The organism is Aeromonas sp. S8(2024), from assembly GCF_041403085.1.
GTDB lineage: Bacteria > Pseudomonadota > Gammaproteobacteria > Enterobacterales > Aeromonadaceae > Aeromonas > Aeromonas dhakensis.
On sequence record NZ_JBGLRF010000003.1, the window covers coordinates 800,767 to 824,175 of the forward strand.

Genomic DNA, 23,409 nt, shown 5'->3' on the forward strand with positions numbered 1-23,409 from the left:
AGATCGCAAATATCTTCCATCAGGGGTAAGCGAATAAAAAATTTGGAGGGGAGATCACAAGATAATTTCGGCGGGAATTTTCAGCTAATTACAGCTATATTTCGGCATCTTCATGCTAAACCAGAAATATGAAAAGTGCTGTTTCGCATTGTATTTTAGCCAATCAAAACAATACACCATGAAACGCAATGTAACTTAATGTAACCATTTGCTGTTTTTTCTATTTTAGTCTACCGATTAAAAAGGCCTCCAACAAGGGAGGCCTCAAATAAATATTATCTTTTAAAGACCGGACGATATTCAGCCTTTCTGGGAACGCTTGACCGCATCCACAAAGACCGATTTCGCCTTGGTCGAACCTGCCCGTTCCGCTTCGCTGACCAATCTCATCGCCTTGTCGATGTCACCGGCTTTCACCGCTTTCTCGATCTGGGATTGATAGAAGGCCTCGGTTTCGCTCAGCATGGGGGCACTGCTCTTGACTGCGCCGGCGGTCGCCAGGGGCACGACAAGCTTGTTTGGTGCCGTGTTGACTACCGGGGTGTTGGCATCAATCACATCCTGATAGACGGGCTTGTAATAGTTGCTCTCGGTTTTGACGCCACTCAAGTCCTCCACAGAGAGGCTGACCACGCCCCAGGGGGAGTGCGGAATGACGGGGTCTTTTTCACCATAATCAACCACCCCCAGCGACTTGGTCATCAGCTTGGAAGGGCTCAGAATGGTGGTTGTTTTGTCCAGACCACTCTGGTCTGTGTAGATCACCATGTAACTTTCGTTATTGGGGTTACCGACATAGGAGCGATCCACGGTAAACACGGCTTCCATGCGATCCCCCTGCAGCATGCGTGCAGGCTCGTACTTGAACACGTCGCTGCCCAACTTGCGGGTCACATTGAATTTGGAATCAAGCATCAAGACGGTCGGGTTGAACAGCGATTTGTCGATCAAGCCATCAACCGTGATGCGCAGGTCACCGGAGTTGACCGGCAACCGGAAGGCGGCGAAGTGGCTTTTCCCTTCGCTGAAAGCGTAAACGGGGGAGCTGCCATCAATGGGGATAAGCTTGGTTGCGCCCGGTTGTATGTCCTGAAACGGCAGACTGGAGACATCGCGACAGCAGCTGCCAACCGTAGCCAATTGGCTCATCGCAACGTCGCGATTTCCCATGATGGACTTGAACTCCTGAGTCGGCGCTACCGTCGTTTCCAACGTGGCGCACCCACCCAGCACAACAGAACAGAATACAGTCAAGGCTAATCTGGAATATCTCATCGCGTGACCCTAAGAAACGTGTTGTAAAAAAAGAGCCCCCGTCATGCGGGGGCACTTGCAGTCATGACGTCAACAGATTACCACCAAGCTTCAGCTTGAACACCGAAGTTCCAGGAATCGTCCTGTTTCACGCCATTGGCATCCGGGCGGAACTGGCCGTCAGAATCCAAGTAGGAAGCGTAGACACGGATTTCCGGACGGGCCCAGAAGCTGGAGCCAGCGGACCAGGCCTGAGCCAGGGTGTATTTCTTGCCGATGGTGCTGGTTTCGGTGCCATTGTTCGGCTTGTAGCTGTCATGGTGATAGCCAAGCTCGGCGATGGTCTTCATGGTGTCATTCCACTTGTACATCGGGCGAACGACAACGGAGAAGGTGTCCTTGTCAACGCTGTCATTCTCGAGGTCACTGGCAGTACCGTAAACCAGCTGGTGACCAAACTCGACCTTGTCGCCAACCGGCAGCACGCCCCAGTTGATGAAGCGCCAGCCATCGCCCTTGGCGGCAGATTGGCTCAGGCCGCTGCCAGAACCGCTACCGTAGTCAACAGCCTGAGAGGCATAACCGTCGGCGAAATACTGAACCACGGTCTTGTTGAAGCCACCCAGCATGGATTGGGTCAACTCGGCGGTCAGCATGTGGCCGTTTTTCTCGTAATCCTTGCTGCCCAGAGCCGCTTTCTGCTCATCGGTCAGGTTGCCGCGGGCGTAGTCATAGCCCAGCTCCAGGGAGCCGTCTTGCCACAGCGGAATACCAGCATAACGCAGGTCCAGTACGTCGGTATCAACACGCTTGTCGACACCAACACCACCTACAAACTTGTCGTAATCTTCCCACGGGTCGTTACGCAGCCATGCAAATGAGAGCTTGCCCGGACCAGCCTGGATGTTTTCTACACCAGCACCGGCACCAGACACATCCCAGTAGTAGAAGTCGGAGATGTGGATGTCGTGACGTTGATAGTAACGCTTACCGGCCCACAGGGTAGCTTCCGGCGCGAAGCCCAGCACGCCCTTGGCCTGGACGTTGAATTGGCGCAGAGCAAAGTCGGCATCGCTGCCGCTGGTGCTTTCCCAGTCACGACCCTGCTGACCTGCCACCATTGCAAACATGGAGTCTACGTAGAAGGACTTGCCGTCCTTGTTGTAAGCCTCTTGACCCAGCTGAACTTCGCCGTAGGTCTCGGCTTCGTTGCCCAGACGACCGACTTTCGCCTTGGAATAGGTTTGCAGGCTGCCGTTATCGGAAGTACCGACACCGGAACGCATGTAGCCGTGGAAATCAACGGCGAAGGCGGCTTGGGAAGCCAGGGCTGCGGTTACTGCTGCAGCGATCGGGAGCCACTTTGCTTTCATTTTCATTTTCCTTATTCCCGCTGTGAGGAGTGTGATCCTGAATATCCAAGTTCTTATCACCGTAAAAACGTTTGGGTGATAACCGAGGCCGATTATAGGTAGCCAATTTCGGGACAAACATGAGCTGATTCACAAAATGGCGACAAATCGCCCAGCATTGTCCGCAGAGGGTTTTATGGGATGGATAACTGTAAATTTATGCAATAACTCACTATTCATTATGGTTGAAATGCAAAAAGATCCACCATGAAACCGCTACCAACAATTAATTCGCTTCGAAGATTAAGTGATAAATATTCAAATTGATGACAAAAACATGACTGAAATCGCTTTCAATGGGGAACTTTTAAATTTGCGGCATGTCAGCTGGCGCCGAAATAAATCACTGAGCAAACAAGGAACGGCTTGAAAAATAACCTGAGAAATAGCGGGCAAATATGGTCAGTTGAGACTGGCCTGCCCCACAAAATAAATATCCCCGCCAGACGGACTGAACGGGGATCTATAAGTGATGAAAAAGAGTGGTCGCTAGAGTTTATTTAGCCAGTCATCGAGCCAGGCCAGCGCCACTTTTTCCGGTTCATCGTCGACGGTGGCATCTATTTCCAGGCGGGGCAGCAGAGGGCTGGCGCCAAGCTCCTGCAGCAGTCCATCGAGGTGGCGACCGGCACCGCAGAAGTGCTCATAGCTGCTGTCACCCATGGCTATGAGGGCATATCGCCACCCTTTCATGTAGGGAGCCCGATCAGTCAGGGCAGTAGCCAGTGGTTGCAGATTGGGCGGAATGTCGCCCTGGCCGGTGGTGGCGGTGATGACCAGCAAGAATCGACTCGCATCCAGATCTTCCAGCTCGGCCTCCTCGAACACCCGGCAGCCGTGCCCCGCCTGTTCCAGCCGCACCGCCAGCGTCTCGGCCACCAGCATTGCCGCGCCGTACACGGTTCCCACCACTATATCTATCTGCGCCATCACGACCCCCTTTGACCAACATGGATGCCCAGCATGCCACAGCGCGGAGTCAGGCAACACCCCGAACGCCTCAGTAGTCGCTCTCGCTGGCAGGCCAGCCCAGTGCGGCAAACAGCTGCAGCACGTGCGCCCCCAGTGGCGCCTGGATGCGCATAGGCACCTTGAGCACCGGGTGCTGAAAGCTGAGGGTGCGAGCCACCAGCAGCAGGCGATCGCAACCATAGTGCTCGCGAAAGAAGCGGTTGTGGCGGCCATCGCCGTGGGTGGTGTCACCGACGATAGGGTGGAACAGATGATCGAGGTGACGGCGCAGCTGATGCTTGCGACCCGTCTTGGGGAACAGCCGAACCAGGCTGTAGCGACTGGTAGGGTGTTTCTTGGAGACAGCATGGGGCAGCTCGACCTGATGCAGGCGACGAAACGCGGTCACCGCCTCCTGGGCCGGACGATCCGGATCGCTCATGGCATCGGCGATCTTGTCCAGCTGCTCCTTGAGGGGGTAGTCGATCACCCCCTGCTCCGGAGCCCAGCCACGCACCAGCGCCAGATACTCCTTGTGGACCTGACGGGCGGCAAAGGCCTCGGTCAGGGTACGGGCCACGGCAGGATCGAGGGCAAACAGCAGCACCCCCGAGGTGGGTCTGTCCAGCCGATGTACCGGGTAGACGTGACGACCACCGATGAGATCCCGGGTCATCTGCATGGCAAAACGGGTTTCGGCCTTGTCGAGCCAGCTGCGATGCACCAGCAGACCGGAGGGCTTGTTGACCGCCACCAGCCAGTCATCCTGGTAGAGCAGGGTCAGCTTCATCTCGCCGTCGTCTTGAGTGGTGCAAGCATCGGAACCGCCACCCGTCTGCGTTTTCTTCTGATGACCCAGGGTCTGCTCGCTCATCATTGTTCGACCACTTTGCCGGAGAGCAGCAGATCGAAGCGGGCAATCAGGCGCAGCAGGGCTTCGACCTCGGCCAGCTCTTCCTTGTAGACTTCGCTGGCCATGGGATAGAGAGAGACGCTGCTGGGCAGCGGCGCCTGCAGCAGCACCAACTGCTCCATGCGCGGGATCAGCACGAACTGCAGCCACTGATCGAAGCTCAGGGTATCGACGCAAAACGGCAGCTCGCTGGCCAGGGCCTCTTCCCCCGGATGGGTCGCTTGCCAACGTTCCAGACGTTGCAGTTCGGCGGTCAGTTCGCCCAGCAGGCCGGCTACCAGCAGATATTGATTCATTGCGCTCTCTTCCTCATCACCACGTCCCCGGTTCGCGGTTCAGTCAACAGCAAACCGGGCTTTGCAAAAAAGGGCGCTACTATACACCCTCCCCCCCGCTCTCTGCCATGCCCCCGGCGGCCGGGCAACAGGTAACCCCAACGGCCATCCGTACGGGCCGCAACACGCCTCCCTGCTGGCTATCTTGTGCCAGCGCCTTATAATCGGCCCGCATCACCCTTAGCCGGATCACCTCATGTCCACCATCAATACTCTGACTGACTTTCTGACCCAGGCCGATACCCAGTTTCAGCTGTTCGACATGGGCCGCCAGGTGCGGCCGCTGGCGAGCGACACCTTCGTGCGCATCGAGCAGCAGCAGGAGCCCTACCCCTGGCCCCTGCAGCAGCACGCCTGGCTCGGCGTCCACTTCTTCCAGCCGGCCGAATCGCGCCACTACCTCTGGTTCCTCAAGTTTGCCCTCGACGAGCGCGGTCTGCTCATCTCGAGCGGCCCCAAGCACTTCATGGATCAGGTGGTGGAGACCCTGGGTTACAAGCTGACCGGCGAGCTCGATGAGGAGAAGGCCCAGCGGCTGGCCGAGAATCCCTACACCTTCCGCCCGGCCGAAGCCAAGATGGCCAGCCTGCACGCCAAGCTGGCCCGCCAGCTGGAGCAGGCCCCGTCCGCCTACTTCGAAGGGCTCTGCCACTACCTGTCCGCTCCCTCTCCCGAGGGGTGGCAGACCCTCGGCGTGCAGGGCTTTGCCGATCTGGCGGAGCGGCTGCAGGATGAGCGCAACCTGGCGCTGGTGTGCAAGGCGCTGCCGAAGCTGCCGCAAGAGCCGCTCTACGCCCTCTGCCAGAGCCTGGAAAACGCCCCGCTGCCGCCGGCCGTACAGGGCGCCCTGTTCGAGCGCATCGGCAAGGAGCAGGAGTGCGCCGAGCCCAACGCCGAGACCCTGGCATACCTGTGTCGGGCGCTGGCCTCCTGCAACGGCAGCAGCATGCGCACCAACAAGCTGCTGACCCTGCTGCAAACCCAGCCGAGCCCGGCCCTGCTGCTGGCCATCGCCGGTCGGCTCTGGCCCGATCTGAAGGATGCCGCCCTGCTCAGCCTGTTCCTGGAGCAGCTGGCCCTGCAGCCGACCCAGTTCTTCAATCAGGTATTTGCCGAACTGGTGACCCTGCCGGCCCTGCGCAATGATATGCTGGCCAGACTGCGCGACCCCGAGCGCAGCGACGCCCTGGGCCAGGCTATCGGCCGCCTGTTCGCCTCGGCCTGAGGATAGCGGCGCCCCGCCACCCTGGCGGGGCGCCGCCCGACACGGACACACCGCAAAAGGAGCCCGCGATGGGTGAAGTGCTCGCCATCTTGCTGCTGACCCTGGGTGCAGGTGCCTTCTGGCACCAGCGACGCCAGGCCGAACTCGCCTGGCAATACATGCGCCGCTACTGTCAGCATCACGACCTGCAACTGCTGTCGCTGGCGCGCAGCCACCGGACGCTGGCCCACCGACCGCTGCGCCTGCTCACCTATTACGAGTTCGAATTCTCCAGCGATGGCGAGAGCCACTACCTGGGGCAACTGCGCATGCAGGGGCTGCAGGTGGTCGGCGTTGACCTCCCGCCACATCGGGTACCCAGCCTGTAAATCTCCCGCCACGGGGCGAGCCTATACTGTTCTGGAATGTCTTTTCGGAGAGATGAGATGGAGTTCCTGACCCACGATCTGGCCGCCCTGTTTGCCCAGCTGGGGCTGGCCAACGACGAGCTGAGCCTGCACCGCTTCATTCACGAGCACCGCCTCGACAACCAGACCCTGCTGCCGGAAGCCCCCTTCTGGACCAGTGCCCAGGCCAATTTTCTGCGCGATGCCCTGTGGAACGATTCGGACTGGTCGGAAACCATCGACGAGCTGGACGTACTGCTGCGCCGGCACGATTGACCCGCTTCCCGCTTTTCAGTCTCCCGCGCTTTGGTTAAGCTCTGTGCCCCGTCCAGCCCCAATATCCCCATGCCGTGCAGGAGCACTCATGTCAGCCCAAGAGATCATCCGCATCGCCAATGAACTGGCGGCCAAGGGCATCGCCCCCACCACCGCCATGGTCAAGGCCCGCCTCGGCCAGCCCGTTCCCATGGCCGAGCTGCTCAAAGTGCTGAGCCAGTGGAAGCAGCAACCCGCAGCCGCCCCGGAAGTCGCCAGCCCGGCGCAGGAAGCCCCCGCTCCCGCCGCCGAGCCTACCCTGCTGCAGCTTGCCGAACGGCTCGAACGTCTCGAACGCAAAGTGGATCGGCTGACCGAACTGCTGCTCCAGCAGGGGAAGTCGTGAACCATGTACATCCTCGAACTCTGCTTTGAGTGCTATCGTGACACCTCGCTGGGCGAGGCCGAGCGAGCCATCGTCAACTACCTCGACATGCTGCGCTATCAGGGCCAGATCCTCGGCCGGGAGTTCCCCACCAGCATGCACGACGGCTACTTCGTCAGCCGGGTGGTCTGCCCGGAGCAGGACAGCCTGCACCCCGACAATCAGAGCGAGCAGGTCAAGCTGGCGGAACAGGGCCTGCACCGGGCCGGGCTGCTCGCCCCCAAACTCCACCTGCAGGGGGCAGACTTGCTCTCTGACAGCACCGACCCCTGCGGCCATGATGGCAAGCGCCCCAGCTGGATGCTGCTCTATACCAGCTTCCTGCACACCTGCTCGCCGCTGCGCTGCGGCGATCACTTCGCCCCCATCCCGCTCTATCGGCTGCCGGCCGTCGCCAACGGCGACCACAAGCAGATCATCAAGTGGCAGGAGGATTGGGAGGCGTGCGATCAGCTGCAGATGAACGGCTCCATCGCCGAACATGCGGCGCTGCACGAAATCGGTGAGGTGGGCAGCCGGCTCCATCGCCGTGGCAGCGATCTCGGCAAGCGGCTGGAAGCCCTGACCGGCATCCCCACCTACTACTACCTCTACCGGGTGGGCGGCCGCAGTGCGGCCGAGGAGAAGACTCGCCCCTGTCCGGGCTGTGGCGGCGAATGGGCGCTGGCCGAGCCCTTGCACGAGATCTTCGACTTCAAGTGCGATCCCTGCCGGCTGGTCGCCAACCTCTCCTGGGATTTCAAGGACTGAGTCCGGCGGTGAACCAAACAAAAACGCCTTGCCGGTTGGCAAGGCGTTTTTCATTGTGGCTGACGCCACTTATTGCGGCAGGGTCTCCAGCCGCTCGAGAAACACCGGCAATGAAGGCGCCAGCACCAACCGGCGGCCCGAGTCGAGCCACTCCAGCCACACCTGACCACTCTCGTTGTCGAGCGATACCAGCGTCATCTCGTTGCGGGTGGTGGCGATGAACAGGGAGGGGCTGCGCTTCAACTTGCGCAGCATCAGCAGGTGGCCGATAAGGTTCTCCTTGAGCAGGTCGAGATCCGCCTCGTTCCAAGGCAGCACAAACTCGAGCCGCAGCCCCTTGTAGAGGCAGGGCACAGGGCGGCTGAACCAGCCACCAAACAGGGCCTGCGCGGCCGGGTGCAGGGTCAGCTCGAGCGCCTCGTTCATCGCCGTGAAATCGGCGGGCTCGGTGCGCCGATGCGGGCGCCAGGCGACCCGACCTTCTTTGGGTTCATCCAGCTCGCAGGGGGAGCGCCAGTCCGCCTCCCACTCGCACAGGGGCAGCCCTCGCCTCGCCTCGCCGTCGCGCTGCCAGCGCAAAAAAAAGTGTTCCAGGGCAGACAAGACTTGATCCGACATCGAAATTCCCCACAATTGCTGCCAAAGTCCGCTATTGCACCATCAAAGCCATGAGCAGACAAGGTGAAGCGCGGATCGCCAGCCGGCACTCCCCGCCTTGCCACCCCAAGCGGGGCCCATGCCTCTGCCATCGCCCATTCAACGTTCGAGTCACACAGATGAGCAAACAAGATAGATACGCCGGCGCCAGCGCCCTGCAGGGGCTGAGCCTGGGCCAGCAATCGGCCTACATCAGCCAGTACACCCCGGCCCTGCTGCAGCCGGTGCCCCGCAGTCTGAACCGCGACGACCTTGGTCTTGGCGGCGAGCTGCCGTTCCAGGGCTGCGACGTCTGGACCCTGTACGAGCTCTCCTGGCTCAATGCCAAAGGCAAGCCCATGGTCGCCGTCGGCGAAGTCTCGGTGCCTGCCACCAGCGCGAACCTCATCGAATCCAAGTCGTTCAAGCTCTATCTCAACTCCTTCAACCAGACCCGCTGCGACTCGCTGGAAGCGGTGCAGGCCATGCTGGTCAAGGATTTGAGCGCCTGTGCCGGCAGCGATGTGAGCGTCACCCTGTTTCCGCTGGCCCAGGCACCACACCACATTGCCGCCCTGCCGGGCGAGTGCATCGACGAGCAGGATATCGAGGTGGACCGCTACGAGTTCGATGCCGACCTGCTGCAAGGCGCGGCCGGCAGCCTGGAGGTGGAGGAGACCCTGCACAGCCACCTGCTCAAGTCCAACTGCCTGGTGACCAGCCAGCCGGACTGGGGCTCCGTGGTGATCCACTATCGCGGCCCGCAGCTGGACCGGGAAAAACTGCTGCGCTACCTCATCTCGTTTCGCCAGCACAACGAGTTCCACGAGCAGTGCATCGAGCGGATCTTCACCGATCTCAAGCACTTCTGCGCACCGAGCCAGCTGACCGTCTACGCCCGCTACACCCGCCGCGGCGGCCTGGACATCAACCCGTTTCGCAGCGACTGGGAAGTGGTGCCGGCCAACCTGCGCCTGATCCGGCAATAATCCGCAGGCCCTGCCCCCGCCGCTCTGCGCCGCCAGCGCCCGGATAACGGGGCTGGCGCGCAATCTGTCAGTAAACTCTGGACGCACGGGGGCGGGCTTGGATAACATGCCCTCACTCCCGTGCTGCCCTTAATCCAATGAATCAACTGTTTTTTCTGGCAATGATGATGTCCTCCCTGTCCGCTCCTGATCTGGATCTGGCCAAGGAGCAGTTGTCCATCGATCTGCAACAGGCCCAGACCCTGGTGCTGACCGATCCTGCCAGATGCGTGCAGATCACCTCCGCCTTCCTTGCGCGCACGGCCAATAATCCCAAGCAAATCATCAGCAATCGCCAGGAGTACGGCTACCGTGAGCCGCTGTTGAGCTATGGCACCGCCGCCCATGCCACCGGTGCCCACCTGCTCAAGGGGGAGTGCCTGCTGCAGTTGGGCCAGTTCCAGGCCGCCCAGAAGTCCCTCGATCAGGGCATAGCCATGGCGGCCAAGGAGCAGCAGCTGGAGCTGCAGGCCCACGGCCTCTACCTCAAGATCCGCAGCCAGAACCTGCTGGAACGCTCCCACGGTGCCAGCAGCGGCCTGCTCGACCAGCTGGAGACCCTGCTCAGCACCCCCAGCCTGAAAGAGAGCCAGCTGCAGGTTTACAGCCGGCTGCTGCGCACCAATGCCAGCATAGAGGCGCACCAGTTCGACGAGGCCAAACGCCAGCTGGCCGAAGCCCGCCGCTGGGCGGATCAGACCAAGAACCCGCTGGCCAGCGCCTGGGTCAGCGCGGTGAGCGGTGATCTCTACCACGCCCTCAAGCAGCCGCAGCTCTCGCTGGGCGACTACATCGACGCCCAGCAGCAGGCCAGGGGCCTGCAGGATCCCCTCTTCCTCGGCCTGCTGTCGAACCAGATAGTGAACCTCTATGAAGAGGAGCAGGAGCCGCAGAAGGCGCTGCAATATGCCAATGAGGCAGCCAACTACTTCCACGCCCTCGGCAACCCCTCCCTGCTGAGCGACGCCCTCATCGTGCTGGCCCGCCTCAACCGGGAGCAGGGCGAGATGAACATGGCGCTGGTCTACTTCTTCAACGCCCTGGATTTGCTGGACGAGGGCAACAACCGTACCCGCATCGCCAACCTCAAGTACGAAATCGGCAAAACCTATCTGGAAACCGGCAACCTGACCCTGGCCCGCAACTACCTCACCGCGGCCCGCCAGTCCCACGAGCTGGGGGATGACAAGGAGCCGCTGATCGACACCTTGCTGCTGCTGGGCGAGCTGCACCTCAAGCAGAAGGAGGCGGGCATCGCCATCCTGCAGCTGGAGAACGCGCTGGCGCTGGCCAACCAGATCGGCGACACCCAGCGCCAGTTCGAGATCTTCCGCCTGCTCTCGGCCGCCTACGAGCAGAAGGGCTATCTGCAGCAGGCGCTGGAGAGCTACAAGAATTTCCACCAGCGCAGCGAGCAGGTCCGCCAGCAGCAGGTCGATCTGGAGCAGGAGGCGATCCGCGACAACTACGCCCAGGTAGAGCGTGAACAGCAGATCAAGGAGCTGGAGCAGCAACTCAGCACCAGCAAGCATCAACAGGATCGCTACCTCTGGTCGAGCGTGATAACCGGCCTGCTGCTGACCCTGTTCATCTACCTCTTCTTCACCCTCTGGCTCAAGTTGCGGGTCGCCCGCCTGCAGGGCAAGCAGCTGGGCGAGGCGCTGCTGCTCGAGCCGCGCACCGGGCTGGCCAACTGGCAGCGACTGATGAGCCGCTGGCCGCGGGAGATGGCCAAGCGCCAGCAGCGCTCCGAGCGCTGGTATCTGAGCGAGCTGCCCAGCAGCGAATTTGACGACAAGCTGCACTACCTGCTGTTTCGGGTCCCCTTCCTGGTCAACAGCCTGGAGCAGCACGGCTACCAGGTGAGCCGCGAGATAGAGCAGGCCTTCGGTGCCTACGTCAACGGCCTCACCCCGCAGGATGGCCGCATCTACGACCTGCGCGAGGGTCATCTGCTCTATGTGGTGCCCCAGCGTCATGTGGAGGATCTGCACCGGCTGGCCCGCGAGCTGCTCGCCGCACTGGCCGAGTTCCCTTGCCAGCATCCGCTCGATCGCCACATCAGCCTTGGCATCGTCAGCCACCCCTTCCTGCCCAAGGCGGCCACCGCCCTCGATCATCACGGGCTGTTCGACCTCTGCTATCTGGCGCTGGCAGGAGCCATTCAGCTCAGTGAAAAATCCCAGCAAAGCGTCTGGTTGGAGCTGGCTGCCATCGATTGCCAGCAGGCCGCATTTTTTAATGGGGATGTGTGGCAATGCTGCTTGATGGCAATTGACAAGGGACTGGTAAAAGTAAATTCTTCTCATGAAAAGCAATGGGTTAATTGGCTTCAACTTTCACGGAAGAGAGTGCCGGTTGATCAGTGACGAATAGATAATCAACTGGGTCTGGAACTGGGTTCGACCGCTGTTGCTATCCAACACAACAACGATAATGACAACAGGGCGACCTGAATAATGAATGATATCGCTGCCGTAGCCGGACAACTGGCCAGACTCAGGGAATCCCTTCAGCAAAAACAGCTGGAGCTGGACGGCATTGTCTCCTTCTCCGATACCGAGCGCGCCCGCAGCATCCAGTTCATCGCCAAGCTGATGCAGGCCTGCCGCGGTCACGACCGGGAGCTGGACAACAAGCTCGCCAAGCTCAAGCAAAAACTCGACGGCAACCCGCCGCTCTCCTCCCTCGACGCCGATCTCGCCATCATCGAGAAGCTGCTGCAGCAGCACGGCAACGCGCTGGAAGAGTCCATCTCCCTGACCAAGTCCGCCATCGAACTCGGCTCCAAGCAACTCAAGGCCATCAAGGGCTTCCCGGAAGATACCCGCAAATCCCTCAAGGAGTTTCTGGCGAGCCCGGATGGCTATGGCATCGGCGATCACCAGAAGAAGGTGATCCGGCTGCTGGAGTTCTACCAGCAGGCCATCAAGATCCAGCTGCTGCCCAGCCAGCCCCTGCTGGCCCAGAGCAGTCAGCCTGAGGTGGTCACCGATCTGGCCGCCCCTGAGCCGGATGCCCCCTTTGACGTCAAGATCCACGCCCACATCGCCGACGAGCTGCAGCGGCTCATCACCGAGCTCGACTTTGCCGGTGCGGTGGGCGAGAGCCTGGCGGACATTCGCCGCCAGCTGCTCAATGGCATCACCCCTCCCCTGCTGGCCGAGATTTGCCTGCAGGTGATCGAGCTCATCATCGAGGGCACCCGCGAGGAGCGCAAAGCCTCCCAGGCGTTTCTCAGCACCCTCAACGAGAGCCTCTCGGCCGTCCACTTCAGCTTCACCGAATCCCTCGACGAGGGGCGGGCCCTGCAAAGTGCCACCCTGGATACCCGCAAGGCCATCGACCAGGAGCTCAAAGCCATCGACCATACCCTGGCCAGCCATGACACCCTGGGCGACCTCAAGGAGGCCATCTCAGGCCACATGGGCGCCATCAGCCTGCTGCTGCAAGACAGGGAGGCCATGGCCGCCCGCGAACGCCACCTGCTGACCCGGCTCTCCACCATGGAGGCCAAGCTGCGGCTGATGAAGGAGGAGACCGCCGAGTACAAGAAGCGGCTCACCATCCAGAAACACAAGCTGTTCCTCGACAGCCTGACCCAGGTGCACAACCGGGCGGCACTCGATGAGCGGCTCGAGCTCGAATACAAGCGCTGGCTGCGCTACGGCACCCCGCTGTGCCTGGCCATCATCGACATCGACCACTTCAAGAACATCAACGACAACTACGGCCACATGGCCGGTGACAAGGCGTTGAAGGTAGTGGCCAAGGCGCTGCAGGGGGCCCTGCGCGACACCGACTTCATCGCCCGCTTCGGCGGCGAGGAGTTCGTGGTGTTGCTGCCGAACATCAATCCGGACAAGTACCAGAAACCACTGGAAACCTTGCGCCAGACCATCAAGAGCATTCCGTTCCGCTTTCGGGATGCCAGGGTCGAGATCACCATCTCCATCGGCGCCACCCTGTTCAGGGAGGGAGACCACACCACGGATGCGTTCGAGCGGGCCGACAAGGCGCTTTACAGCTCCAAGCACTCGGGTCGGGATCAGGTGAATCTGGCTTGACGAGCGCCTAAAAAAGCAGCAAACGCACTTTCCCCCTATTCCCCTGCCCCACCGCTTGCAACTACTATCAAATTCAAGGGATGCCACAGGGCATCCCGTTTTCTCCCCAGGGAAAAGCACAACGATAACAAGCGAGTGAAAGGGGAACATATGATTACGCACATCAATCCAGTCGGCAGCATGGACTTGCTGTCCCAGCTCGAGGTGGACCGCCTCAAGCAAACCGCCTCCAGCGATATCTATCAACTGTTTCGCAACTGCTCGCTGGCGGTACTCAACTCCGGCAGCCATACCGACAGCTCCAAAGAGATACTGGAGCGCTTCAAATCCTTTGATATTCATGTGATCCGGCGTGAGCGCGGGGTCAAGCTCGAGCTGTTCAACGCCCCCGAGCACGCCTTCGTCGATGGCGAGATCATCCGCGGCATTCAGGAACACCTCTTCTCCGTGCTGCGCGACATCCTCTATGTGTCGACCCAGTTGGAGTCGAACCGGCTGGTCAACCTCACCAGCTCCACCCACATCTCCAACGTAGTGTTCGCCATCCTGCGCAACGCCAAGGCGATCCTGCCCGGCGCCGACCCCAACCTGGTGGTCTGCTGGGGCGGTCACTCCATCAACGAGATCGAGTATCAGTACACCCGTGCGGTGGGCAGCGAGCTTGGCCTGCGCGAGCTCAACATCTGTACCGGCTGTGGCCCGGGCGCCATGGAGGGCCCGATGAAGGGGGCCGCCGTCGGCCACGCCAAGCAGCGGGTGCGCAACGGCCGTTACATCGGCCTCACCGAGCCTTCCATCATCGCCGCCGAGCCGCCCAACCCCATCGTCAACGAGCTGGTGATCCTGCCGGACATCGAGAAGCGGCTGGAGGCCTTCGTGCGCCTCGGCCACGGCATCATCATCTTCCCGGGCGGGGTCGGCACCGCCGAGGAGCTGCTCTACCTGCTCGGCATCATGATGCACCCGGCCAACGAGCGGCAACCCATGCCCATCGTGCTGACCGGCCCGAAAGAGAGTGCCGACTACTTCCGCGCCATCGATGACTTCGTCAAGGCGACCCTGGGGGAGGCGGCCACCAGCCTCTACCGCATCATCATCGGCGATGCCCCCGAGGTGGCCCGGGTGATGAAGGAGGCGATGCCGAAGATCCGCGAATACCGCAAATCGGTAGGGGATGCCTACTCCTTCAACTGGTCCCTCAAGATCGAGCCGGAGTTCCAGCTGCCGTTCGAGCCGGATCACGCCAACATGGCCAGCCTGGATCTGCACCGCAACCAGCCGCCCCAGCTGCTGGCAGCCAACCTGCGCCGTGCCTTCTCCGGCATCGTCGCCGGCAACGTCAAGGAAGGGGGCATCCGCGCCATCGAGAAGAAGGGTCCGTTCAAGATCCATGGCGACAAGGAGCTGATGCACCTGATGGACAAGCTGCTGGAGAGCTTCGTCAAACAGCAGCGCATGAAGCTGCCGGGCAGCCAGTATGTGCCCTGCTACGAAATCGTGCGCTGACGGGCAGCACAGATGAAACGAGGGGCGCATGGCGCCCCTTTTTTGTCGCGGCCTCCCCTTCGGCCATCAATCCCCCATTGAGCCCGCTGGTTTGTTACAATGGGGCGTTCCGACTGCCAAGAGTGCCCCATGTCAAACCCAAGGCCACACCTGCTCATCATCGATGCCCTCAACCTCATCCGCCGGCTGCACGCGGTGCAGGCTCAGCAGGCGCTGACTCCGGCCCAGGCGTTGATCGCCACCCGTGCCAACCTCATCAATACCTGCCGCAAGCTGCTGGCCGGCAGCGAGCCAACCCACGTCATCGCGGTATTCGATGGCGAGGTGCACAGCTGGCGCAAGGAGGTCTATCCCGCCTACAAGGAGGGACGAACCCCCATGCCGGCCGAGCTGCGCGAAGGGCTGAACGAGCTGCAGGATGCCTTCTGGGAGTGCGGTGTCGATGCCCTGCTCTCCCAGACCGACGAGGCGGACGATCTCATCGCCACCCTGGCCAGCGGCATTGCCCAGCACGGTGCCAGCGCCACCATCATCTCCACCGACAAGGGCTTCTGCCAGCTCATCTGCCCGCAGATCCGGATCCGCGACTACTTCAACAAGCGCTGGCTGGATGCCGCCTTCGTCGATCAGCAATACGGCGTAGCCCCGGCCCAGCTGGTGGACTTTTGGGCACTGACCGGCATCGGTGGCTCCAACATCAAGGGGGTGCCCGGCATCGGCCCCAAGACTGCCACCCAGTTGCTGCAGCAATACGGCGATCTGTCTGCCATGCTGACCGCCTGCCAGCAGGAGGACGCCGCCAAGCCTTTGCTCAAGCTGCGCCAGCACCAGGATGAGGCCCTGCTGGCCCAGCGACTGGTACGGCTGCAGCGGGACATCCCCCTTGGCTTCAACCTGCGGGAGATCCGTTATCCGCCCGCCCTGGATGCCTGATGACGCTATCTCGCCAAGCATGACCAGACTCACTCTCGCTGTTGACAAAAACAGATAGAATGTAAAGAAACATGGAGGGTTAGGTGGAGAAATGGTATAAAACCGCCGAATCCTCCCCCTCTGTTCCCTAGAAGTGGATACGTCTCATGTCAAAAAGAAAAATTACCGTCATCCCGGGCGACGGCATCGGCCCCAGCATCATCGAATCCGCCATCCAGATCCTGACCCACGCCGGTTGTGACTTCGAATACGAATACGCGGACGCCGGTCTGGTGGCGCTGGAGAAACACGGCGAGCTGCTGCCCCAGGCCACACTCGACCTGATTGAGAAGAACAAGGTCACCCTGAAGGGCCCCCTAACCACCCCGGTCGGTGGCGGTTTCACCTCCATCAACGTCTCCCTGCGCAAAAAGTTCAACCTCTACGCCAACGTGCGTCCCGTGCTCTCCTTCAAGGGCACCCGCAGCCGTTACGACAACATCGACATCATCACGGTGCGTGAAAACACCGAAGGCATGTACTCGGGTGCCGGTCAGAAGCGCAGCGATGACAACCAGAGCGCGGAGGCGATGAGCATCATCACCCGCGAAGGGGCCGAGCGCATCGTCAAGTTCGCCTTCGAGCTGGCCCGTCAGGAAGGACGCAGAAAGGTCACCATCATCCACAAGGCCAACATCCTCAAGTCCACCTCCGGTCTGTTCCTGGAAGTGGCCCGTGAGGTGGCCAGCCGCTACCCGGACATCCAGAGCGAAGAGATGATCGTCGATGCCGCCTGCATGAACCTGGTGATGTACCCGGAGCGCTTCGACGTCATGGTCACCACCAACCTGTTCGGCGACATCCTCTCGGATCTGTGTGCCGGCCTGGTCGGCGGCCTCGGCATGGCGCCGGGCGCCAACATCGGTGATGGCGCCGCCATCTTCGAAGCGGTGCACGGCTCTGCCCCGGACATCGCCGGCAAGAACATCGCCAACCCCACCTCGGTGATCCTCGCCTCCATCCAGATGCTGGAGTATCTGGGCATGCAGGACAAGGCCGAGCGCATTCGCGAAGCGGTGCGCGCCACCATCGAATCCGGCGACCGGGTGACCCGGGATCTGGGGGGCAGCGCCTCCACCAGCGAGTTCACCCAATCCATCATAGAACGTTTGTAATTGGTGCCAACTTGTTGATTTAAAAAGGGAGCTTCGGCTCCCTTTGTTTTATCTCACCGCGCGCTCCCCCCTTTGTCGATTGGCTACTATGTTCAATAGATAAGGGATAAGGAGATCCATTATGCGCGCTATCGTTACCCTGTTGCTCATCAGCAGCAACGCCATGGCAATAGACAGACCGGTCGAGAATGCCTGGCCCCAGCTGCCGCCATCCACCCAGCCGGCCAGCCAGGTCTGGCAATCCACCCTGGATACCAATGACCTGCTCAAGGCCCCCAAGCCCCTCTCCTTCGGGATGGATGTCGTCACCGACAGCAATGGCAACAGTCAGGTCACTCCCTATCAGAAGCTCAACCTGACCGCCGAGAAGAGCGTCAGCCTCTCCTTTGAGCAGCACAAGCCCAGGATCAAGTTCAAGACCGCCGGCATGAACACCTCTCTCAAGCTGCGCAGCAACGGCGTCAAGCTGGAGTTCAGCCCGACCGATCGCACCATACCGCTCGACATCGAGCTCAAGCTTACCGATGGCGAATCCTCGCTGCGTTTTGACTATCGCTTCTGAACGCAAGCCGAATAAAAAGGCCGACAACCTTGGGGTTGTCGGCCTTTTTGTCAGCCCATGTCAGCCAGCCTTCACTCCTGGGGGGAGAGCTTGGAGACCCAGTACTTGTTGAAGACGTGCACTGTGATCTCTTCGCGATCGTGGTAGAGCTGCTTGGCCTGAATGATGAAGCCGCCGTCGATCTCCGCCAGCAGTTCACGCAACACCTGGATGTTGTGCACCGCCTCGGCGTAGCGCTTCTTCATCGGCAGCTTGAGGTTGAACATGGCTTCCTGGCAATCGCCCTCGCGGAACCAGTCGGCGATCATGTGGGTCACCCGCGCCGGCTTGTCGACCATGTCACACACCAGCCAGTAGATGTTCTTCTTGCTGGGACGCCAGACAAAGCCATCATCGCGGATATGCTTGACCTGGCCGGTATCCATCAGGGATTGCGCCATCATGCCGTTGTCCACCGCGGTCACCATCATGTCGCGACGCACCAGCTGATAGGTCCAGCCGCCCGGGCAAGCACCGAGATCCACCGCCTTCATGCCGGAGCGCAGCCGCACGTCCCACTCTTCCCGCGGTACGAACACGTAGAAAGCCTCTTCCAGCTTGAGGCTGGAGCGGCTCGGCGCATCGGCAGGGAAGCGCAGACGCGGGATCCCCATGTGGAAGGCGGAGTTGTTGAAGGAGTAGGAGTAACCCAGCAACACATGGTCGTTGGCCAGGAAGAAGGCGTGGAACACCGGACGGTTTGGGGTCTCCTTCTTGGTCAGGATCTCGTTGCTGCGCAGCGCCTGGCGCAGCGGCACGGTGAATTTGCGGCAGAAGGCGGAGAGCTCCTTCGCCTCGTTGGTGTCGGCCGTCTCCACTCGCAGATCGCCGCAGATGGCGTAGTCGCGGGTCGCCTCGATGATCGGGGTGATCCGATCCGCCAGATCCAGCTCCTTGAGCTCGCAGGTCACCACCAGCATCTGGCGGATGAAAATGAGCTCCTTGAACGGCAGCTTGCGCGCCAGCAGATCGGCCTCTTCCTCACCGTAGCATTCGAAGATGATGTAGCCGCTGTCGTCCTTGACCCGGGCAAAGCCATAACACTGCATGTTAGTGGCTCGTTCGGTGATCTCTGCCGCCGCCTCTTTCTCAAAACCGGGGCGGCAATAAAGCAGCAGATTATTCATTCTTTCCTCCAAGACGACAGCCAGCCCACATCAGGGCCGCCCATCCCAACATAAAACAGAGGCCACCGGCCGGGGTGATGAGCCCCAAGCCCTTGCTGCCAAGCAGCACCATGGCGTAAATACTGCCGGAGAATCCCAGGATCCCCAGCACAAAGGCGGAACCAGCCAGGTTGATCACCTTGCTGCGCACACCGCACCACCCCAGCACCAGCAGGGCCAGGGCGTGAAAAAACTGATACTGCACGGCGGTATTGAACGCCGCCAGACGCGAAGGATCGATGCCGGTGGCCGCCAGACCGTGGGCACCATAGGCGCCCAGCATGGTCGCCGTCAGGCCGAAAAAGCCCGCCAGCACCAGCCAATGTCGATGAAATTGCATCCCTTGCCTCCTTGTTGTCCCGCGCCAGCCTCAACCCCGCGCCGGGATGGTCGCAATGAAATCCTTGATCCGTTCGGCCGCCTGGCGCAGGTTGCCCTGCTCGCTCGCACCGCTGCTCTTGCGCGGTTTGAAGCCATGATCACCATCGGTCAGCCAGTGGACCGATACGGCGGATGAGAAGGGGAAATCAGCCAGTTCGGCACGGGTGCCGAAGGTATCGCGCTCCCCTTGCAACAGCAGGGTTGGCGTCTTGATCTGCTTGAGCACCTCGCCCCGCCAGCGGTCGGGGTTGGCCGGGGGGTGGAAAGGATACCCGAGAATGAGCAATCCTGCAGCATTCATCTCGTCCTCACTCTCCTGATAGAGTTCAGCCGCCATCCGCCCGCCCATGGATTTGCCCGCCAGAAACAGTCTGGGATGAGCAAACGCCTTGATCATCTGGCGCCAATGGTCGAGCAGGGCGGGCTGCCGGTCCGGCGGACGACGCTTGCCATCCAGGGCGCGCTTGCTCATGTAGGGAAAGTTGAAACGCACCACCTCGATCTCGGGCCCGGCCAGCAGCCGCGACAGCTCGGCCAGAAAGGCGTGCTCCATGCCCGCCCCGGCACCGTGTGCCAACAGAATGCGAACGGGGGCATCAACAGCCCCCTCCCGGATCACCTCATGCATCGGCCAGCCGGGCCCGGCGACGGGCCTCCTCCTGCTCCACCAGTTCCAGCATCCAGTCGCGGAAGGCGACTATCTTGCCCTGATCGGACTGCTGCTCCTGGCACACCAGATAGAAGGCGTTCTTGCTCACCAGCACCTGCTCGAACGGACAGATGAGGCGGCCTGCCTCTATCTCTGGCTGGGCCAGCACGCTGTGACCAAGGGCCACCCCCTGGCCGTGAATGGCAGCCTGGATCACCATGGTGGAGTGGCTGAAGATGGGCCCCTGGTTGACGTTGGGGGCATCGATGTCGAGCTGGCGAAACCAGGCCTTCCAGTCGCGACGCGAGGTGTCGTGCAGCAGGGTGTGGCGGGTCAGATCGTCCGGGGTGCGCAGCGGCTTGGGACCAGTCAGCAGCAGCGGTGAACAGACCGGGATCAGATACTCGGTGTGCAGCTTGTCGGCCCGCAGGCCGGGCCAGTTGCCGCGTCCGTAGTAGATGGCCACGTCCACGTCGTCGGTGAGCGAGCCCTCATCCATGTCCACCGCCTTGATCCGCACGTCGATGTCGGGATGACGTTCGCTGAACTTGACCAGCCGCGGCACCAGCCACTGGATGGCGAAGCTCGGCTGCAGAGAAACGGTGAGCGCGCCCTTGGCGCTGCGGGCCAGCAACTTGTCGGTTGCCTCCGAGATGGAGGTGAAGATGTCCTTGATATCGAGGAAGTAGCCCTGCCCCTCCTCGGTCAGCAACAGAGAACGGTTCTTGCGGCGAAACAGCTTGATACCGAGGTACTCTTCCAGCGCCTTGATCTGGTGACTGATGGCGGCCTGGGTCACGAACAGCTCCTCCGCAGCGCGGGTGAAGCTTAAATGACGAGCCGCGGCTTCAAACGCTTTCAGTGCGTTGAGCGGGGGTAAACGACGAGACATGAGACCAGCCGACGATGAGTTTTTCTAATGGGCCGCATTATAATTTGTCGGTTGCGGGTCGACCAGTGAATAAACATAATTCGCTTCGCAATCCGTTGCCATATGGCTCACTTTTTCTCTTCCATGTTGGTTTACATGTGATTTTTGTGAGTCTCTGGAGTGCGATTGTGGTGTTGTGTTTCTTCCTCTGCGGGAAGAGGGGCTTAAATCGGACCGATTTAACCCAGTCTGTCATCTGAATGTGTTTGGCGCCTCCGGTTGGAAGGCGCCTTTTTTCTTATCCCTATACCTTGAACTGCCCCACCAGTTGCTGCTGCTTGTCGGCCAGCGCCGACAGCTCGCGACCATTTTCGGCGGAGCTGGCCGCCTCGGCCCGGATGGTGTGGCTCACATCGCGAATGTTGCTGACGTTGCGATTGATCTCGTCCGCCACCCCGCTCTGCTCCTGCGCCGCCCTCGCGATCTGCTCGTTCATCTGATGTATGGTGCCGACCGCGTGGATGATCTGCTCCAGCACGCTGACCGACAGATCGACCTTGGTCAGCGTCAGATCCGCCTGGCCGTGGCCTGTCATGATCGCCTTCACCACCGCCTCGGTGCCGGACTGCAGCTGGCCGATGAGGGTCTGGATCTCGACGATGGCGTTCTGGGTGCGGCCCGCCAGATTGCGCACCTCGTCCGCCACCACCGCAAAACCGCGCCCCTGCTCGCCGGCCCGCGCCGCCTCGATGGCGGCGTTGAGCGCCAGCAGGTTGGTCTGCTCGGCGATCCCCTGGATCACCACCAGGATGTCGTTGATGTTCTCGCTGTTGGCTGACAGGTGCTCCACCACCGGCTTGGCATCGCTGATCACAGCCATCAGCTTGCGCATCGCCTCCTGGGTGTCGGCCACCACGTACTTGCCCTCCTGCGCCGCCGTGTCGGCCTCGTTGGCAGCGGCCACCGCCGAGTTGGCGTTGCTGGCCACCTGCAGGGCGGTAGCGCTCAACTCCTCGAACGCGGTCGCCACCAGGTCCACCTCCTGATACTGAGCCTGCATGCCGGCACTAGTGCGCTCGGCGACGCTGGCCGCCTGCTCCGCGCTGGCCCGGGTGCCGGCAACGGTATCTATGACCTGGCTGATGGTACTCTGCAGCTTGTTCAAGAAGCTGTTGAACCACTTGGCCAGCTCGCCAATCTCGTCGTCACGGCGCAGCTCGATGCGCTGGGTGAGATCCCCCTCGCCGCTGGCAATGTCCTTGAGACGGGCCACCACGGCGCGGATGGGGGCCACTATCTGATGGGCCATCAGCCAGATGCAGATCAGCGCCACCGCCGAGATGAGGCCACCGATGAGCAGCTGGGTCATCACGCTGCGGCTGGCCTGGCCGGAGAGATCCTCCTGCAGTTGAAGGGCTGAGGCGAGCACCACGCTGCGCGGCAGCTCGATGTAGATGCCCCATTTCTGTTCCGTACCGCGCATCTTGACCGGTACGAAGGTCTGCAGCAGGTTGCCGTCCGGACTCCAGCGACTGGCCACCTGCCCCTGGCCCAGCCAGCCCTGCAAGGCGGCCGTCAGGGTCTGATACTGCTGACCGAGCGGACTGCCCAAGGTGACGTCGAAACCGTCCACCCCGGCGACACGGCCCTGGCTGCTCACCAGCAGCACCTTGCCCTGCCCCTCATAGAGTTCCTGATCCATCTCCTTGACCAGGCTCTGCAGCGCGGTCAGCGAGATATCGACCCCGACCATGCCGAGCAGCTTGTCTTGCTCCAGCAGAGGCACGGTCACCGAGGTCATCAATACCTTCTGCGACCCCACATCGTCCAGATAAGGCTCCAGCAGACAGAGGGCCTTGCTGCGAATGCTGCAGCGATACCACTCGTTCTCCACCCCGCCGGCCGCGGTCGGGCTCTCGTCCGCCAGCACGGATTCGTCCTGCACCTCGGGTTCAATCTTGCCGTCGACCCGCGCCCAGTAGGTGGAGAAACGCCCCTGATCGTTGGAGCCCAGCGCGCTGGAGCCGTGGTAGTTGCTGTCTTCGCCGTCGAGCTGGTCCGGCTCGAACACAGCATAGACGCCGAGCAGGTGATCGGAGGAGGCTGCCGCATCATGCAGTTGCTGGTTGACGGCGGTACGCAGTGATTCGGAGGAGCCGAAATTGTCGGCCGCATTCTTGCGCTGGAACAGGATCCCCTGGCCCAGCAGGGTTGCCCGGAAGTAGGCCTCGTCCAGATAACTGGTCACCTTGGCCGCCTGCTCCGAGCCCATCGCCTTCATCCAGTTTTCGGCCGCACTCTGGGCTTCCGCCGTGGTAGAAGTCAGCACCTGATCCTGCATGTTGGCAGCACTGAAGAGAGAAGAGGCCACCAGGGCACCGGCACTGGCCAACAAACAACAACCGGCGATCAGGGTGATCCGCCCCTGAACAGAAAGAGAACTCATGCCACCATTTCCTAGCTTCATACTGATGTGATCAGTGTATCGGTT

Annotated in this window: 23 protein-coding genes; 12 read left to right on the plus strand and 11 right to left on the minus strand. The window is 61.1% G+C overall.

Annotated features, from left to right (window positions below):
* Nucleotides 1–300 precede the first annotated feature (300 nt).
* The 5 genes from ACB031_RS12475 to ACB031_RS12495 all read right to left on the minus strand — a co-directional run bounded on the left by ACB031_RS12475 (nucleotide 301) and on the right by ACB031_RS12495 (nucleotide 4,826).
* A complete protein-coding gene (locus tag ACB031_RS12475; RefSeq protein ID WP_005303478.1) occupies nucleotides 301–1,275 on the minus strand; it encodes a MalM family protein in 975 nt (324 codons plus the stop codon).
* A gap of 77 nt (nucleotides 1,276–1,352) precedes the next feature.
* Nucleotides 1,353–2,627, minus strand: coding sequence for a maltoporin (locus ACB031_RS12480; RefSeq protein ID WP_371139657.1), 1,275 nt, complete (start codon nucleotides 2,625–2,627; stop codon nucleotides 1,353–1,355).
* Between the two features lie 528 nt (nucleotides 2,628–3,155).
* Nucleotides 3,156–3,596 carry a flavodoxin gene (locus ACB031_RS12485; protein WP_371139658.1) on the minus strand — a complete coding sequence of 147 codons (441 nt, stop codon included), beginning with the start codon at nucleotides 3,594–3,596 and terminating at the stop codon, nucleotides 3,156–3,158.
* Nucleotides 3,597–3,666: 70 nt separating this feature from the next.
* Nucleotides 3,667–4,494, minus strand: a complete 828-nt coding sequence (truC, locus tag ACB031_RS12490) for a tRNA pseudouridine(65) synthase TruC (protein ID WP_268038160.1) — start codon at nucleotides 4,492–4,494, stop codon at nucleotides 3,667–3,669.
* Nucleotides 4,491–4,826, minus strand: coding sequence for a YqcC family protein (locus tag ACB031_RS12495; protein ID WP_005303485.1), 336 nt, complete (start codon nucleotides 4,824–4,826; stop codon nucleotides 4,491–4,493). The genes truC and ACB031_RS12495 overlap by 4 nt, the downstream gene beginning before the upstream one ends.
* 235 nt (nucleotides 4,827–5,061) lie before the next feature.
* On the opposite strand from ACB031_RS12495, the gene ACB031_RS12500 reads away from it, so the two are divergent.
* The 5 genes from ACB031_RS12500 to ACB031_RS12520 all read left to right on the plus strand — a co-directional run bounded on the left by ACB031_RS12500 (nucleotide 5,062) and on the right by ACB031_RS12520 (nucleotide 7,926).
* Nucleotides 5,062–6,090: a DUF3549 family protein gene (locus ACB031_RS12500; protein WP_005303486.1), complete on the plus strand. Its 1,029-nt coding sequence runs from the start codon at nucleotides 5,062–5,064 to the stop codon at nucleotides 6,088–6,090.
* A 68-nt stretch (nucleotides 6,091–6,158) separates the two neighbouring features.
* Nucleotides 6,159–6,458 carry a DUF3301 domain-containing protein gene (locus ACB031_RS12505; RefSeq protein ID WP_211051643.1) on the plus strand — a complete coding sequence of 100 codons (300 nt, stop codon included), beginning with the start codon at nucleotides 6,159–6,161 and terminating at the stop codon, nucleotides 6,456–6,458.
* Between the two features lie 57 nt (nucleotides 6,459–6,515).
* The gene (locus ACB031_RS12510; protein WP_005303490.1) at nucleotides 6,516–6,752 is read left to right on the plus strand and encodes a DUF2789 domain-containing protein; all 237 of its coding nucleotides are present in this window, start codon (nucleotides 6,516–6,518) and stop codon (nucleotides 6,750–6,752) included.
* A gap of 88 nt (nucleotides 6,753–6,840) precedes the next feature.
* Entirely contained in the window at nucleotides 6,841–7,137 is a 297-nt protein-coding gene (locus tag ACB031_RS12515; protein ID WP_005303492.1) for a DNA-binding protein, read from the plus strand.
* A gap of 3 nt (nucleotides 7,138–7,140) precedes the next feature.
* A complete protein-coding gene (locus ACB031_RS12520; protein WP_371139659.1) occupies nucleotides 7,141–7,926 on the plus strand; it encodes a Zn-ribbon-containing protein in 786 nt (261 codons plus the stop codon).
* Nucleotides 7,927–7,995: 69 nt separating this feature from the next.
* Here the strand turns inward: ACB031_RS12520 and syd are convergent, their stop codons facing one another.
* The gene (gene syd, locus ACB031_RS12525) at nucleotides 7,996–8,544 is read right to left on the minus strand and encodes a SecY-interacting protein (RefSeq protein WP_371139660.1); all 549 of its coding nucleotides are present in this window, start codon (nucleotides 8,542–8,544) and stop codon (nucleotides 7,996–7,998) included.
* 158 nt (nucleotides 8,545–8,702) lie between these two features.
* On the opposite strand from syd, the gene queF reads away from it, so the two are divergent.
* The 7 genes from queF to ACB031_RS12560 all read left to right on the plus strand — a co-directional run bounded on the left by queF (nucleotide 8,703) and on the right by ACB031_RS12560 (nucleotide 17,812).
* Nucleotides 8,703–9,551 carry an NADPH-dependent 7-cyano-7-deazaguanine reductase QueF gene (gene queF, locus ACB031_RS12530; protein ID WP_026139024.1) on the plus strand — a complete coding sequence of 283 codons (849 nt, stop codon included), beginning with the start codon at nucleotides 8,703–8,705 and terminating at the stop codon, nucleotides 9,549–9,551.
* A gap of 137 nt (nucleotides 9,552–9,688) precedes the next feature.
* Entirely contained in the window at nucleotides 9,689–11,959 is a 2,271-nt protein-coding gene (locus ACB031_RS12535; protein ID WP_371139661.1) for a hypothetical protein, read from the plus strand.
* Between the two features lie 90 nt (nucleotides 11,960–12,049).
* Nucleotides 12,050–13,657, plus strand: a complete 1,608-nt coding sequence (locus ACB031_RS12540) for a diguanylate cyclase (protein WP_017779839.1) — start codon at nucleotides 12,050–12,052, stop codon at nucleotides 13,655–13,657.
* 150 nt (nucleotides 13,658–13,807) lie between these two features.
* On the plus strand, nucleotides 13,808–15,163 hold the full coding sequence (gene ppnN, locus ACB031_RS12545) for a nucleotide 5'-monophosphate nucleosidase PpnN (protein WP_005303505.1): 1,356 nt from the start codon (nucleotides 13,808–13,810) through the stop codon (nucleotides 15,161–15,163).
* 129 nt (nucleotides 15,164–15,292) lie between these two features.
* Entirely contained in the window at nucleotides 15,293–16,096 is an 804-nt protein-coding gene (xni, locus tag ACB031_RS12550; protein WP_371139662.1) for a flap endonuclease Xni, read from the plus strand.
* A gap of 146 nt (nucleotides 16,097–16,242) precedes the next feature.
* Nucleotides 16,243–17,250: an isocitrate dehydrogenase gene (locus tag ACB031_RS12555; protein WP_005303508.1), complete on the plus strand. Its 1,008-nt coding sequence runs from the start codon at nucleotides 16,243–16,245 to the stop codon at nucleotides 17,248–17,250.
* Nucleotides 17,251–17,371: 121 nt separating this feature from the next.
* Nucleotides 17,372–17,812, plus strand: coding sequence for a hypothetical protein (locus tag ACB031_RS12560; RefSeq protein ID WP_017764099.1), 441 nt, complete (start codon nucleotides 17,372–17,374; stop codon nucleotides 17,810–17,812).
* A 71-nt stretch (nucleotides 17,813–17,883) separates the two neighbouring features.
* Here the strand turns inward: ACB031_RS12560 and rlmM are convergent, their stop codons facing one another.
* The 5 genes from rlmM to ACB031_RS12585 all read right to left on the minus strand — a co-directional run bounded on the left by rlmM (nucleotide 17,884) and on the right by ACB031_RS12585 (nucleotide 23,364).
* Nucleotides 17,884–18,978, minus strand: coding sequence for a 23S rRNA (cytidine(2498)-2'-O)-methyltransferase RlmM (rlmM, locus tag ACB031_RS12565; RefSeq protein WP_005303513.1), 1,095 nt, complete (start codon nucleotides 18,976–18,978; stop codon nucleotides 17,884–17,886).
* Nucleotides 18,971–19,357 (minus strand): DUF423 domain-containing protein, encoded by a 387-nt coding sequence (locus ACB031_RS12570; RefSeq protein WP_043171107.1) that lies wholly within the window; start codon nucleotides 19,355–19,357, stop codon nucleotides 18,971–18,973. The genes rlmM and ACB031_RS12570 overlap by 8 nt, the downstream gene beginning before the upstream one ends.
* A gap of 30 nt (nucleotides 19,358–19,387) precedes the next feature.
* Nucleotides 19,388–20,026, minus strand: coding sequence for an alpha/beta fold hydrolase (locus tag ACB031_RS12575; protein WP_043171104.1), 639 nt, complete (start codon nucleotides 20,024–20,026; stop codon nucleotides 19,388–19,390).
* Entirely contained in the window at nucleotides 20,019–20,939 is a 921-nt protein-coding gene (locus ACB031_RS12580) for a transcriptional regulator GcvA (RefSeq protein WP_005303519.1), read from the minus strand. The genes ACB031_RS12575 and ACB031_RS12580 overlap by 8 nt, the downstream gene beginning before the upstream one ends.
* A gap of 283 nt (nucleotides 20,940–21,222) precedes the next feature.
* Nucleotides 21,223–23,364, minus strand: a complete 2,142-nt coding sequence (locus ACB031_RS12585; RefSeq protein ID WP_126882376.1) for a methyl-accepting chemotaxis protein — start codon at nucleotides 23,362–23,364, stop codon at nucleotides 21,223–21,225.
* Nucleotides 23,365–23,409 lie beyond the last annotated feature (45 nt).

What these genes read in the sequence shown, in the direction of transcription:
- ACB031_RS12475 (WP_005303478.1), bottom strand. Translation starts at nt 1,275, where the DNA reads ATGAGATATTCCAGATTAGCCTTGACTGTATTCTGTTCTGTTGTGCTG.
- ACB031_RS12480 (WP_371139657.1), bottom strand. Translation starts at nt 2,627, where the DNA reads ATGAAAGCAAAGTGGCTCCCGATCGCTGCAGCAGTAACCGCAGCCCTG.
- ACB031_RS12485 (WP_371139658.1), bottom strand. Translation starts at nt 3,596, where the DNA reads ATGGCGCAGATAGATATAGTGGTGGGAACCGTGTACGGCGCGGCAATG.
- truC (WP_268038160.1), bottom strand. Translation starts at nt 4,494, where the DNA reads ATGATGAGCGAGCAGACCCTGGGTCATCAGAAGAAAACGCAGACGGGT.
- ACB031_RS12495 (WP_005303485.1), bottom strand. Translation starts at nt 4,826, where the DNA reads ATGAATCAATATCTGCTGGTAGCCGGCCTGCTGGGCGAACTGACCGCC.
- ACB031_RS12500 (WP_005303486.1), top strand. Translation starts at nt 5,062, where the DNA reads ATGTCCACCATCAATACTCTGACTGACTTTCTGACCCAGGCCGATACC.
- ACB031_RS12505 (WP_211051643.1), top strand. Translation starts at nt 6,159, where the DNA reads ATGGGTGAAGTGCTCGCCATCTTGCTGCTGACCCTGGGTGCAGGTGCC.
- ACB031_RS12510 (WP_005303490.1), top strand. Translation starts at nt 6,516, where the DNA reads ATGGAGTTCCTGACCCACGATCTGGCCGCCCTGTTTGCCCAGCTGGGG.
- ACB031_RS12515 (WP_005303492.1), top strand. Translation starts at nt 6,841, where the DNA reads ATGTCAGCCCAAGAGATCATCCGCATCGCCAATGAACTGGCGGCCAAG.
- ACB031_RS12520 (WP_371139659.1), top strand. Translation starts at nt 7,141, where the DNA reads ATGTACATCCTCGAACTCTGCTTTGAGTGCTATCGTGACACCTCGCTG.
- syd (WP_371139660.1), bottom strand. Translation starts at nt 8,544, where the DNA reads ATGTCGGATCAAGTCTTGTCTGCCCTGGAACACTTTTTTTTGCGCTGG.
- queF (WP_026139024.1), top strand. Translation starts at nt 8,703, where the DNA reads ATGAGCAAACAAGATAGATACGCCGGCGCCAGCGCCCTGCAGGGGCTG.
- ACB031_RS12535 (WP_371139661.1), top strand. Translation starts at nt 9,689, where the DNA reads ATGAATCAACTGTTTTTTCTGGCAATGATGATGTCCTCCCTGTCCGCT.
- ACB031_RS12540 (WP_017779839.1), top strand. Translation starts at nt 12,050, where the DNA reads ATGAATGATATCGCTGCCGTAGCCGGACAACTGGCCAGACTCAGGGAA.
- ppnN (WP_005303505.1), top strand. Translation starts at nt 13,808, where the DNA reads ATGATTACGCACATCAATCCAGTCGGCAGCATGGACTTGCTGTCCCAG.
- xni (WP_371139662.1), top strand. Translation starts at nt 15,293, where the DNA reads ATGTCAAACCCAAGGCCACACCTGCTCATCATCGATGCCCTCAACCTC.
- ACB031_RS12555 (WP_005303508.1), top strand. Translation starts at nt 16,243, where the DNA reads ATGTCAAAAAGAAAAATTACCGTCATCCCGGGCGACGGCATCGGCCCC.
- ACB031_RS12560 (WP_017764099.1), top strand. Translation starts at nt 17,372, where the DNA reads ATGCGCGCTATCGTTACCCTGTTGCTCATCAGCAGCAACGCCATGGCA.
- rlmM (WP_005303513.1), bottom strand. Translation starts at nt 18,978, where the DNA reads ATGAATAATCTGCTGCTTTATTGCCGCCCCGGTTTTGAGAAAGAGGCG.
- ACB031_RS12570 (WP_043171107.1), bottom strand. Translation starts at nt 19,357, where the DNA reads ATGCAATTTCATCGACATTGGCTGGTGCTGGCGGGCTTTTTCGGCCTG.
- ACB031_RS12575 (WP_043171104.1), bottom strand. Translation starts at nt 20,026, where the DNA reads ATGCATGAGGTGATCCGGGAGGGGGCTGTTGATGCCCCCGTTCGCATT.
- ACB031_RS12580 (WP_005303519.1), bottom strand. Translation starts at nt 20,939, where the DNA reads ATGTCTCGTCGTTTACCCCCGCTCAACGCACTGAAAGCGTTTGAAGCC.
- ACB031_RS12585 (WP_126882376.1), bottom strand. Translation starts at nt 23,364, where the DNA reads ATGAGTTCTCTTTCTGTTCAGGGGCGGATCACCCTGATCGCCGGTTGT.